Raw genomic sequence first — 12,225 nt, 5'->3', positions numbered from 1 at the left:
TGCCTTCAATTCCTCGCGACTGAAGTACGCAACGGTAAATCCACTGAAACTGCGCGTAACATCCCGCCCTTCTGCAAGCGGAATTTGCCGTTGGTTCGGGCATGACAATATCCATGCGTTGCAGAGCGGCGGGTTAAATGATCCGAATTCGGCCGAACCCGTTCCGCCGGCAATGGGCCGATCACTGGAACTCGTAATCGGCGGGAACCATTTGAGTCTCGATGACCAATGTTACTTCGTCGCTCAGCTCCGGAATGGAGAAGTCCAGTCCCCATTCGCTGCGCCGAATGCTGCCGGTCGCCGAGAACCCGACCTTCGGAATTCCCATCATCGGGTGCTTCGCCATCGAACCATTGAAGATGACGTCGAGGGTTGCCGGGTGCGTTTGGCCGCGAAAGGTCAAAAGCCCTTCGACGGTCCCAGACTTGTCGCCCGTCACGCGGATCGCCCTTGAGACGAAAATGATCGGCTTACCAGCGAGGAACATTTCGTCACCGCCGATCTTCGCGTCGAAGTCGACCCGTTCCGGCCAGGGATAATCGGTGCGAACTGAAAGCGGGTCGATCTTGACCGAAAGCGCGGATGTCTCCGGCTTTTCCGGATTCCATTCAAGCCGCGCGTCGACCTTTGTGAAGCGCGCGGTGTAGTGGGACAGGCCAAAATGGCTGAACGACCAATTGACGCTCGAATGCGAGGGGTCGGTCTTGTAGGCTCCCGCGGGAGCCGGCTCACCGGAGTCCGCGGCAACGGAGAATGCCGTGTTCAGGGCGAGACCGATACAGAATGCCGTTATGCGAAGCATGGATATTTCCTTGAAGTCCATAGTGCTGAAATGGGCGGTCTGTTCAGGCCGCCTTGTTGTGACCAATCGCCCGGATCTTCTCCCAGACCCGTCCGAGGTGGGGAACGTCGAGGTCGAAAAAGGCTTCGAACGTGTCCGCGAGATGGTCCGCACTTGTGATGCGCAGCTCGCGAACGCTGTTCGGCGTGACGCTGCGCAAGCGATCGTTCTGCAGGGCGACATAACCGTCCGTGGTATGACGCAGAACGGCGAGCGCATTTGTGAACGGCGATCCCGGGTCCCGCGTCAACCAGGCATGCGTGGCGGCCATGGCGGCCTCATCGCTGTGGTCGGCGCGGAAATCGAAACTGCGCGCGATGCCATGCACATGATTGTTGAAGCGCAACCAGCCGTCATCCGTCGGCATGATCGAAAAGTCGAAGCCGCGCTGGCTGATTGGTCCGACAGCAAGTGGAACGGGTTCGATGATGGCGTCGGCCACGCCCACCTCGGCGAGATAGGAACGCTCGAGATCGACGCGCAGCGTCAGGTGATTGCCGATCGCGATGTCGCCCAGCTTTTCACGGTCGACGCCGCCGCAAAGGCGGGTCACTCGAAAGCCGAGTGCATCGAGAGCCGCACCGAAGAGGCCATTCATCTCGTAGCACCAACCGCCGCGCCTTCCTTCCACCATTTTGGCGAAAGCCGATCTTGGTGTTATCGAGGACGGCCACTCCATAAAGGCATCCAGCGCTTCCCATGTGAATTTCATGAGGTGGGCGCGATGCAGTCTCGATAGGCCCTGAAGGTCGAGAGAAATAGGCCGGGAGACCCCGATCTTGGCAAGATAGGCATCCAGCTGATCGGCTGTCAGCGTCATTTCGTTTTCGTTTGAAGGCGCGCGTGTCATCCTTCGGTCTCCTTTCGATGGACCGTTATTGAATTCTCGATGCTGTATTTCAGGGTGGCTTGTCGCCGGATCAGGCGACCTTGCGGCCTTCGACGGGCAGGAAGGTCAGGCCGAAATCCATCGCGACAGAGGCGATTTGCTCGGGCGTTTCGGGCTTGCAAAGCTCGATGATCGGAAAGAAATTCTCGAACCCGCCGGGCGTCACAACGACCATGATATGGCCTTCGCTTTCGCCGACATTCCGGAAGCGGTGCGGAACGCCGCGTGGCAGCGCGATGCAGCCGCCTTCCGTTAGTTCGACATAGTCACCGGCACACCAGAAACCGAAGCGGCCAGACAGGACACGGAAGAACTCATCCTCGCGCTCGTGCATATGAAGCGGCGGACCTTCCCCGGGCGGCACGGTGGCCTCAAACATACCGAACGAACCGCCGGTGTTGGCCGCCATCATGCGTATGACATGCTTGCCGAACGCCATTGCGGGCGTTCCATGGTTCGGCGGCGATACCGCCGCATGCGTAAACTTCTCCATCATTCACTCCAGGCTTCAGCCGTTTCGGTTGCGACGATTTCGTGCACGGACGGGTTCGGATGCCGTGCCGGTTCGATATGGCGGCATGATCTCGGCGTTTGCAGCTTCGGTGGCATAGATCCGCAAACGACGGGGCAGATGGTTATCCAGACGGTCCAATCCGTGCGGCGTTTCTATAGCGCGCCGGAAAACCGCGCGTTCCTAAAAGAATGTGCAAACCGTGCCGAATATCCTAAAAGGATGCTAAAGAGGGTTAGGACACGCAGTGGGGGCGGCGGTGCAGGTCGACGACAAGCTTCTCGATTTCTTCAAGCGACCACTTATGTGCATCATAGCCGCCGCCGACGAAACGGGGCACCCATCGGCTGGACGCGGAGTCGGCTTCCACATTTTCGACGACCGGGAGACGATCGACGTCATCTTCTCGTCCTGGCAATGGCCTCGGCTCGAAACCTCCGTCCGGCAGACGGGCCGGATTGCCGCCACCTTCGTCAGTCCATCTGACTATGTAAGCTTTCAGCTCAAGGGGGCCGCCTCGATGCGGGACACGGAGGCACATGATATCGATTGTGCTGACCGCTTCATCGCGGCAGCCACGGGCGAGCTTGAAGCCCTTGGAGTGCCCGGGCGCATCATTACGCCGTGGCTTACTGCTCGCGAGGCCAAGGTCGTTCGGCTTTCCGTGAGTGAAATATATATCCAGACGCCCGGCCCGCTTGCCGGCATGCTGGCTTTCGCGAGGCCCAGATGAGCTTGCGTCTCAGCGACCTGTCAGCCTGCTTCGAAGGCGTCATTCCCTCCATCATCGCCACTGCCGCGGCCGACGGAACGCCAAACATCTCCTATCTTTCTCATGTGGTGCGGGTCGATGAAGACCACGTTGCCCTCTCCAATCAGTTCTTTGCCAAGACGGCGGCGAATGTGCGCGCCAACCCTCAGGTCGCGCTGATCCTTGTCGATGGCTTCACGGGCGACCAGTTCCTGCTCGACATCGGATTCGTGCGCTCCGTCGATGCCGGCCAGCTGTTCGACAAGATAGCGCTCCAGCTCAAGGCGAGCAGCGCGCAGGTCGGCATGTCGGAGGTAATGCGGCTGCGGAGCGCGGATATCTTCCGTGTGCGCCGCATCGAGAAGGTCCCCTCCCCGGTGGAAACCGCGCGTAGCCCGACAGGCCGTGATCCCGTCAGCCTTCCCGCTCTATCGGACGCAATACGGGCCATCGAACGGCAGGGAGAAACGGACGAGATCATCGATAGCCTCCTCGCCGGCATTCAGCGCGTTCTTGGATATCGAAATGCGGTCGTGCTCATCCAAGATAGCCATCGCGGCTGCCTGGTCACGACCGGCAGCCTCGGCTACGACCGTTCGGGACTGGGATCGGAAATCGCCGGGAGCGAGGGGATGATCGGCGCGGCGGCAACGAGCGGACAAACGATCAAGGTCAGCGACATGAGCCGCGTGCGCCGGCTCGGGGAAGCGATCGGTATGGAGGCAGAGGCATCGGAAAACGCCACGCGTATCGTCGCCTTTCCGCAATTGCCCATGGTAATGAGCCAGATCGCCGTACCCATGTCAGCTCGAGGCACCGTGACCGGAGTACTTTTCGTCGAAAGCACGGAACGGCTGGCCTTCCGCGAGGAAGATGAGGCCGCGCTTGAAATTCTGGCAGGACAGGCCGCCAGCGCCTTGAGGGCGAGCGAACGGGAGGCGGCGTCGGCCGAGCCGACGCAGGGTGCACCCGCGCTCGCGTCCGAACCTGCGGCCTGCGGCCGGGATATCCGCGTTGTCCATCATCGCGTGGACGACAGCGTGTTCGTCGACGGTACCTATATCGTGAAGGGCATTGCCGGTACGCTGCTTCGTCTGATGCTCGAATGGCACCTGAGCGACGGCCGCAACGAGTTCACCAACAGGGAGATGCGGCTGGCCGTTGGCGGCCGGATGCCGGAGATCAAGGACAATCTCGAGACCCGGCTGTTGCTGCTGCGCCGGCGGCTCGAAGAGAAGCAGGCCCCAATCCGGATTGTCAGGGTCGGAAGGGGCCGCGTTCGTCTGGAAGCGGAAGGAGCACTCAGGTTCGACGGCGCTTGAAAGACGCTGCCGACAACGAGGCGCCGCGCTATCGGGCAAATTTGCGGGCAGCCGCCACGCAGGCAATTACCGCTGCGGTTACCGCAAACATCGTCCAGGTCACCGTTTCATGCAGCAGCGTTGCGGCAAGCGTCAGGCCGAGGAAGGGCTGAAGCAATTGCAGTTGACCTACGCTCGCGATTCCGCCTTGTGCCAGGCCCCGATACCAGAAAACAAAGCCGATCAGCATGCTGAATAAAGAGACATAGACGAGGCCCGCCAACGCAGGGGCATTGATGCCCGAGAAGCTTGTTGGCATGAACCAGATCGACGCAAGGATCATCAGCGGCAGCGACAGAACGAGCGCCCAGGAAATGACCTGCCATCCCCCGAGTTTCCGCGAGAGCTTCGCCCCTTCGGCGTAACCAAGCCCGCAGACGACGATCGCCGCCATCATCAAGGCGTCTCCGAGGGGCGCAGCACTCAGTCCCTGCGCCACGGCGAAACTGCAGACCAGCGCACTTCCCATCACTGCAAAGAGCCAGAATGCCAACTTCGGACGTTCCCCGCCGCGGATCACGCCAAAGATGGCGGTGGCAAGTGGCAGGAGCCCGATAAAGACCACCGAATGTGCCGAGGTAACATGCTGCAGGGCAAGCGCAGTCAACAATGGAAAGCCGACCACCACGCCTGCGGCAACCACCACCAGCGATATCAGATCGTCTCTTGCCGGACGCTTCTCCTTGAACAGCAGCAAAAGCAAAAGCGCCAGTGCTCCTGCAATTCCCGCTCGCGCCACTGTCAGAAACACCGGATCAAACTGCATGACCGCCACACGCGTGGCGGGTAGCGAGCCGCTGAAAATCACTACGCCAATAAGGCCGTTAAGCCACCCAGATGCGGTGCGGTCCATGTACACTGCCTTTCTCACATGCCGTTCTTATCGGCCCAAAGCCATGGCAGCGCCAGCGACAATCTGGTACAGTTCAGGAAAACTGTTATGCCTGAGGTAGCAGTACAGATGGATTTAAATACGGAACTCAACACCAGCCGGGTGGCGACGGTCATGGCCACGATCCGGCAACGGATCGCCGGCCGCAACCTGACGCCAGGCGCGAAATTGCCATCCGTTCGGGCAATGGCCAAAACATCCGGCGTGTCCACGTCGACCGTCGTCGACGCCTATGAGCGCCTGGTTGCCGAAGGCGTGATCCTGTCTCGACCGGGTTCCGGTTTCTACGTCGCAAACCAGGCCGCTCCATTTTCCCTCTCCGACATCGGCCCCAAGCTGGACCGAGCCGTCGATCCGTTCTGGGTTTCCCGGCAGTCGCTTGAAGCCGATGACGGGGATCTGAAGCCAGGCTGCGGCTGGCTCCCACCGTCCTGGCTTCCGGAAAACGGCATTCGACGGGCCTTGCGAACACTGTCGCGTGCCGACAACACGGCGTTCGCCGACTACGGCTCGCCCCTCGGATTACCGCCGTTACGCCAGCACATTGCGCGACGCATGGCGGAGCGAGGCGTGGAGGCCTCCCCGGATCAGATCATGCTGACGGAATCGGGCACACAGGCGATCGATCTCCTCTGCCGTTTCCTTCTCGAACCTGATGACGTCGTGCTGGTGGATGATCCCTGCTACTTCAATTTCCAGGCGCTGCTGCGGGCCCATCGTGCCAGGATCGTCAGCGTTCCCTATACACCCTCAGGTCCGAACATCGAACTGTTCAGCCAGGTTGTTGCTGAACATCGACCACGCCTCTACATCACCAACTCGGCAATCCACAACCCGACAGGCGCGACGCTTTCTCCTGTTGCGGCCCACAAGGTCTTGAAGATCGCTGATCAATTCGAGCTCACCATCGTCGAGGACGATATTTTCGCCGATTTCGAGCACACGCCGGCGCCCCGTCTTGCGGCGTTTGATGGCCTGGACAGGGTCATCCATATCGGAAGCTTCTCCAAAACCCTGTCGGCCTCGGCCCGCTGCGGTTTCATCGCCGCAAAGCCGGAATGGGTCGACGCACTGATCGACCTCAAGATCGCCACCACATTCGGCGGCGGGCGGCTTTCGTCCGAACTTGTTTATAAGGTCCTCAGCGATGGCAGCTACCGCAAGCATGTCGAGGCTCTGCGCAGCCGGCTCTCGGAGGCGATGTTTAACGTCTCGGCGAAGCTGAAGAACCTCGGCATCGTTCCCTGGCTGGAACCCTCGGCAGGCATGTTTCTTTGGTGCCGGTTGCCCGGAGACATCAACGCTGCCGATGTTGCACGCGCTGCCCTGGAACGGAAAATTGTCTTCGCCCCAGGAAACGCGTTCAGCCTTTCACAGTCAGCCCAGAACTTTATGCGCTTCAATGTTTCCCAGACGTTGGATGCCCGCGTCTTCGATGTGCTGCGCGACACTTTGAGGGGCTGAGCGGGCGGCAGCCGGCTCGCGATCAGCGCTCGAACATGTCCTGCCATTGCCGCTCGCCGATCATGCAGTCGGTCGCGGGTTGGCCGGCGATCCGCTGTGTCGCCGGCGGTGGAGGAAGACCACTGACCTCAAGAACAAGTTTCCGCCGCACCGCGACGGCGAAATCCTCGATCTTGTAGACCGGCAAGACGAAAGAACCGGGGCCGCCGATCACGCAATCCGCATAATACCTGTCGAGACCGGCTGGAGCCCCGGACGGGCGCAGCATGAGCGCAAGTCCATTGATGACCATGCCCGTCTCCACTGCCTTGTCGCGCGTTGGCGCAACCGGACTGCCGGAATTGTTCGTACCGTCTCCCGAGACGTCGATCACCTGTCGCATACCGGTGTAGGGGCTGGAGACGATCATCGCAGCCCCTTGCGCAATCGCGGTGGAGATCGACGTGCGGCGCTGCGTAGCGATCGGCCGCTGCTCGAGCTTGTTGGCAAAGGCGATCGCGTCCTGCTCCGTCGCGATCACATGCCAATCGATGACGGAATCCGGCACCACATAGCCCGCCCATTCGAAGTAACTGATCGCAATGCGGCCTGTGAGGCCCCCGGTCACCGCGTCGATGAATTCTCTGTGCTTGAGCGCCTCTACATAGCCTTCGCGCTGGATGCGAGCCTCTTCCTGATCCATGGATCGAGAGGTATCGACAGCAAGGACGAGTTTCACGTCAACCTCGCCTCCCCCGGGTTCCGCCACAACGGGGGTTGCACCGGAGAGGCTGATCAGCATCGCGAGCGTCGCAAACATGGCACTCCAATCCCTTTATCCAAGCAGTCAAAAATGTAGCACAGCTTGATATGCAGGCGACGTTGCCTTGCATCCGCTGGGTCAAATTTCAGTGATGGGTCGGCGCAATGCCGGCGTCTCTGAACGTGCTCGCTACAGTAGCTTGGGCGCCCCTTGATTTAAGTTGCGCGCAATCTCATCTGAATAGACACTATTTCAACCTGTCGAACCGACAGCCCCTCGCCTTTGCAGCCGCTGCCGTTCCTCAAAGCGACGCTTGCGCGTCGGAGGAGTTTTCATGGGATTCCTGGATCGTGACATCCAACCGTCTCAGGACGCTAGCCTGTTGGATGCCTATTCTCATTCTGTATCGAACGCGGTCGAACTCGTCGGCCCCGCCGTCAGTCGCATTGAAAGGGTGGGCGGCCGCACCGGGCACGGTTCCGGCTTCGCGATCTCTCCCGATGGTCTTGTCGTGACGAACAACCATGTCGTCGACGATGCAAAGACCGTTCGCATCAAAACGCCAGATGGCGCTGTGATCGAGGGCAAGGTGCTGGGCCGGGATCCGGACAGCGACCTCGCTCTCATTCGAGCGAACGACTGGCCGGGCGCCTGGGCCAAGCTTGGGGACTCTAAGAGCTTGAAGCGCGGCCACATCGCAATCGCAATTGGCAATCCTCTCGGTTTCGAGTGGACGGTGACGGCTGGCATCGTATCCGCGCTCGGCCGATCGATGCGCGCCGCCAGCGGACGCTTGATGGATGATATCATCCAGACCGATGCGGCGCTCAATCCGGGAAATTCCGGAGGCCCGCTGGTGTCCTCGGCAGGCGAGGTCATTGGCGTCAACACGGCCGTGATCCAAGGTGCGCAAAGCATCGCCTTCTCCGTCGCGTCCAACACCGCCAAGCATGTTGTGTCGGAACTCTTGAGGTTCGGCCATGTGAGGCGCGCCTACATCGGCATCGCGGCGGATACCGTGGAACTGCAACGCCGCGTGGCCCTGGAAGCCGGGCTTGTCCAGACAACGGCAGTGCGACTGCGCCGGGTCGAAATTGACAGTCCCGCAGCGCGAGCCGGGCTTCGGGAAGGTGACTATCTGCTTGCGATCGATGGCCACCCGACCACGGGTATCGACGACGTGGTCAGGCTCATGGATGGCGACAGGATCGACATGGACGTCGAGGTGCTGATCTTTTCAGTCGCGGGGCGGATCGAACGCCACACGGTCCGTCCGACCCATCGACCGAAGTCGGCTTAGCCGTCAGGCCGTAGCCCTCGACCTCGCCCAATCTTACACGCGGTCTCAAGCAGTGAAGGAACGACCGAGCGCCCGCGATTGTTTCCTAGTTGAAAGGAGACGTCATGAGAGAAGAGTTACGCGAGATATCGTATTCACCGGCCATGTTGCAGAGACAGTATTGCCTCGACAAGGGAGAAGCGCGGCGGCTGCTGACCAGTTTCGGCAGCTCCCGGCATGAAATGGATAGGCTGCTTGCCGCGCGAGGCAGAACAACATTGCATCGAAGGCGCGAAATTCATACGCCTCTGTCAAGAGCTCCCTTTGGCATCGGATAGCCACCGATCGTGACATCGTAACAAATCACGGTCGGTCAGGAACCCGACGGCTCCCTCGAGAGCGGGAGTCGAAAGGTCATTCGTCAGCCTTGAGCTTGTGCTTTCCGCTAATGGCCCCCGCGCCGAAAGATAGCACCGCCACCATAATCTCGGCAGCCGCCAGCAATGCGATGACAGCGGGGCGCTTATCTTTTATGGCGGTGCCGCCGATCGGGCAGACGAGGCGATCAAGAAGCTCTGGCCTGCCCACTTCGCGTGATAACCAATTCCTGAAGGTCGCACGCTTCGTCTTCGAGCCGATCATCCCGACATAGGCGGCATCGTCCCGACGCAGTGCTTCCATGGCAATCAAAAAGTCGAGCGCGTGATCGTGGGTGAGGATGACAAACGCGCTTCCTGCCGGTGCATTGCGCACGATCGCCTCGGGCATTGCGGTCAGGCACGTTTCGATCCCCGAAGCACGCGAGGCGGCAAGCTCGTCTTCACGGGTATCGACCAGTATTGTGCGCAATGGCGCCAGTGACAGCGCAAGGGCCAATGCGTCGCCAACGTGACCGGCTCCAAAGACATAGACATGGGGCCGTTGGGCAATCTCGTCATCGGCCCGAGCAATCAACTCATCGGCCAGTTCGCTTGTGACTGCGGTGAAGGAAAGGCCAACGCGACCACCGCAGCATTGACCGATCTCAGGCCCGAGAGGAATGCTCATCGTCGCTACCGACTGGGACTGGCGGAGTGCCCGTCGTGCCTGGTCGATCGCCATATATTCCAGTTGGCCGCCGCCGATCGTTGAAAAGGAACGGCGCTTGGACACCAGCATCCAGGCATCGGTATCGCGCGGCGTCGAGCCAACCGCTCCCGTCACTTCGACGAGTATGCAATCCGGTTCTCCGCGCAAAAAGTCCCGCAAATCCTCGCGAGCGGCAGGCATACCGATCAACCTTTCCTTTCAAGAACACGCATGCGCTCGATGGCACACGTTCCGGCATCCGAAGCACCGATGCACGGAGGAACATGATAGTCCGCAATGCTCGCTGCCGCCATATCCCTGGCTGCCCTCCCCTGACGACGCCCCCTCGTACTCGGCACGGCAATGGTGCGCCGTTTAAATACCATCGTCAGCCGGGTATTTTCATGCGCCGAGTGACGGACTTTGAAACGTTCAGGGCTAGATCCGGGAAGACGTGACGCATCGTCCGCGAGCTGCGCCCGTCCTGCCCGGCCGCGCCACTGCCCTCGCGCCGGAACGCGTCGGGGCTTTTCGACATCCATTTGCGGAAGGCTCGGAAGAAGGCGCTGGGCTCCGAATAGCCAAGCTGGGCGGCGATATCACCTGTTGTCTTCGACGTGTTGAGCAGCAGATCGACGGCAAGATCGCGGCGTATGTCATCCTTGATGCCGGCGTAACTCTGGCCTTCGTCACGCAAGCGGTGACGCAAGGTTGAGGGCGGTATCCGCATTTCAACAGCGAGATCCGAGAATGTCTTCCATGCGGCCGGAGGCACCTTGTCCAAGCGCCGCCTGACGCTGGAGGCGAGCCCCGCATCGTAGCGATAGCGCACGAGGATATTGGCCGGTGCGCCCCGCAGAAACTGCTTCAGCGCCTGTTCCGTGCGGGTGACCGGCAAATCCAGCATTGCGCTGTCGAAACCGAGGCGACTGGTTGGTTGTCCAAACCTGACGGGCGCTCCGAAGAAGAGCCGATAGTCAGCCCCCTGCGTCGGCTCGGCGCAACGGAAATCGACAAGCCGAATCGGAATGCGTCTGCCGACCAGCCAGCAGGTTATCCCATGGATAAGGATCCAGTAGGTGCGATAGGCGAAGGCCGACCGTGCTTCACAGGCATCCGTTAGTTCGATCTGGGCAAGCCCGTCTCTGACAACAAGCTTGCCACGCGGATCGTCCAGCACCACGTCGAGGAAACGCAGTGCCCGTCGCAGCGCATGGCCGAGCGTCGGCGCGTGCAGGACACAATGGCAAAGCAGCGTAAAGCTGCCGCTGCGCATCGGACGCCCGCCCATCCCGAAAAACTCGTCATCGAGCTCCTTGGCAATCGCAAGCCAGAGAGCGCCATAGCTCTCGGCGGATACGGGCTCATCGATAACCTCGGGCAGCCCCAGCGACACAAGAATTGGCGCTGTCGGCCGCCCTGTTCGGCGCAAGCTGTCAAGCGCCTCCTCGACGAAGCCGCGCGCGATCATGCGTCTCTCAATGTCAGCCACCAGCTTCTCCACCTATGGCAAAACTGTCCGAAACAATGCAGCATTTTTGTCATCGCTTGCAATATGGCGACGGAATAGAATCCGTCAGCTTGGGCTGGGCCGGGGAGGTGTCACAGTCCGGGCAGACGATCGCAAGGTGATGGGAGCAAACCGATGCTGATCCGTGAAGGAAGCTTTATCGTTACCGGTGGAGGTTCTGGCCTGGGCGCTGCCACGGCGCGCATGCTGGCTGAGAACGGCGCGCGCGTCATCATCGCCGACCTCAACGAGACTGCCGGCGAAGCGATCGCCGCGGAACTCGGGGTGGACGCAAGATACGTCAAGGCCGATGTGACGAGCGCCGGGGATGGTGCAGCTGTCGTAGCCGCTGCGATGGAGGCCTTTGGCGGCCTGAGCGGGCTGGTGAACTGCGCCGGCGTGGCGCCGGGCGAGAAGATCATCGGTCGCAACGGCCCCCACGACCTCGACAGCTTCGTGCGCACGATCACCATCAACCTCGTTGGCACGTTCAATATGATCCGATTGGCGGCATCTGCCATGCAGCAGCAGGACCCGGACGCTGAGGGGGAGCGCGGCGTCATCGTCAACACCGCATCGATCGCGGCCTTCGATGGACAGGTTGGACAGGCCGCATACGCAGCGTCCAAGGGTGGCATTGCCTCGATGACGCTTCCGATTGCACGCGAGCTTGCCCGCCATGGAATTCGGGTCGTGTCGATCGCCCCGGGCATCTTCGAGACGCCGATGATGGCCGGCATGCCACATGAGGTGCAGGAAGCGCTCGGCAAGAGCGTGCCCTTCCCGCCGCGCCTCGGAAGGCCTGCGGAATTTGCGGCGCTGGTGCGCCATATATGTGAAAACGGCATGCTGAACGGCGAGGTCATTCGCCTCGACGGCGCATTGCGCATGAGCGCGCGCTAGCGCGTTTTGACCCG

Annotated in this window: 12 protein-coding genes; 5 read left to right on the top strand and 7 right to left on the bottom strand. The window is 60.9% G+C overall.

Annotated features, from left to right (window positions below):
• Nucleotides 1–181 precede the first annotated feature (181 nt).
• The 3 genes from IB248_RS12595 to IB248_RS12585 form a co-directional block, all read right to left on the bottom strand.
• Nucleotides 182–802: a YceI family protein gene (locus tag IB248_RS12595; protein ID WP_192240951.1), complete on the bottom strand. Its 621-nt coding sequence runs from the start codon at nt 800–802 to the stop codon at nt 182–184.
• Nucleotides 803–845: 43 nt separating this feature from the next.
• Nucleotides 846–1,691: an arylamine N-acetyltransferase gene (locus IB248_RS12590; protein ID WP_192240950.1), complete on the bottom strand. Its 846-nt coding sequence runs from the start codon at nt 1,689–1,691 to the stop codon at nt 846–848.
• 70 nt (nt 1,692–1,761) lie between these two features.
• On the bottom strand, nt 1,762–2,223 hold the full coding sequence (locus IB248_RS12585) for a cupin domain-containing protein (protein WP_018858010.1): 462 nt from the start codon (nt 2,221–2,223) through the stop codon (nt 1,762–1,764).
• Between the two features lie 277 nt (nt 2,224–2,500).
• Here IB248_RS12585 and IB248_RS12580 point away from each other — a divergent pair, with 277 nt between their 5' ends.
• The gene (locus IB248_RS12580; RefSeq protein WP_156828764.1) at nt 2,501–2,974 is read left to right on the top strand and encodes a pyridoxamine 5'-phosphate oxidase family protein; all 474 of its coding nucleotides are present in this window, start codon (nt 2,501–2,503) and stop codon (nt 2,972–2,974) included.
• Complete coding sequence (locus IB248_RS12575; RefSeq protein ID WP_192240949.1) at nt 2,971–4,314, top strand: GAF domain-containing protein; 1,344 nt, start codon at nt 2,971–2,973, stop codon at nt 4,312–4,314. Before IB248_RS12580 ends, IB248_RS12575 begins: the two co-directional genes overlap by 4 nt.
• A gap of 28 nt (nt 4,315–4,342) precedes the next feature.
• Here the strand turns inward: IB248_RS12575 and IB248_RS12570 are convergent, their stop codons facing one another.
• Entirely contained in the window at nt 4,343–5,206 is an 864-nt protein-coding gene (locus tag IB248_RS12570) for a DMT family transporter (RefSeq protein ID WP_018858007.1), read from the bottom strand.
• Between the two features lie 87 nt (nt 5,207–5,293).
• On the opposite strand from IB248_RS12570, the gene IB248_RS12565 reads away from it, so the two are divergent.
• Nucleotides 5,294–6,709: a PLP-dependent aminotransferase family protein gene (locus IB248_RS12565; protein ID WP_192240948.1), complete on the top strand. Its 1,416-nt coding sequence runs from the start codon at nt 5,294–5,296 to the stop codon at nt 6,707–6,709.
• 22 nt (nt 6,710–6,731) lie between these two features.
• On the opposite strand, the gene IB248_RS12560 is transcribed toward IB248_RS12565, so the two are convergent.
• Nucleotides 6,732–7,508, bottom strand: a complete 777-nt coding sequence (locus IB248_RS12560; RefSeq protein ID WP_018858005.1) for a DUF1194 domain-containing protein — start codon at nt 7,506–7,508, stop codon at nt 6,732–6,734.
• Between the two features lie 277 nt (nt 7,509–7,785).
• Here IB248_RS12560 and IB248_RS12555 point away from each other — a divergent pair, with 277 nt between their 5' ends.
• On the top strand, nt 7,786–8,751 hold the full coding sequence (locus tag IB248_RS12555) for a trypsin-like peptidase domain-containing protein (protein WP_192240947.1): 966 nt from the start codon (nt 7,786–7,788) through the stop codon (nt 8,749–8,751).
• A gap of 393 nt (nt 8,752–9,144) precedes the next feature.
• Here IB248_RS12555 and xdhC read toward each other — a convergent pair whose 3' ends face one another.
• Nucleotides 9,145–9,999, bottom strand: coding sequence for a xanthine dehydrogenase accessory protein XdhC (gene xdhC / locus IB248_RS12550; protein ID WP_192240946.1), 855 nt, complete (start codon nt 9,997–9,999; stop codon nt 9,145–9,147).
• A 187-nt stretch (nt 10,000–10,186) separates the two neighbouring features.
• Nucleotides 10,187–11,290 carry an AraC family transcriptional regulator gene (locus tag IB248_RS12545; RefSeq protein WP_348648597.1) on the bottom strand — a complete coding sequence of 368 codons (1,104 nt, stop codon included), beginning with the start codon at nt 11,288–11,290 and terminating at the stop codon, nt 10,187–10,189.
• A gap of 153 nt (nt 11,291–11,443) precedes the next feature.
• Here IB248_RS12545 and IB248_RS12540 point away from each other — a divergent pair, with 153 nt between their 5' ends.
• Nucleotides 11,444–12,211 (top strand): 3-hydroxyacyl-CoA dehydrogenase, encoded by a 768-nt coding sequence (locus IB248_RS12540; protein WP_192240945.1) that lies wholly within the window; start codon nt 11,444–11,446, stop codon nt 12,209–12,211.
• Nucleotides 12,212–12,225: the final 14 nt, after the last annotated feature.

Origin of the sequence: Rhizobium sp. RHZ01 (assembly GCF_014851595.1) — a bacterium.
GTDB classification, from domain to species: Bacteria; Pseudomonadota; Alphaproteobacteria; order Rhizobiales; family Rhizobiaceae; genus Rhizobium; species Rhizobium altiplani.
Note: the sequence above shows the minus strand (reverse complement) of the source record. Positions and strands in the feature narration are given on the sequence as shown.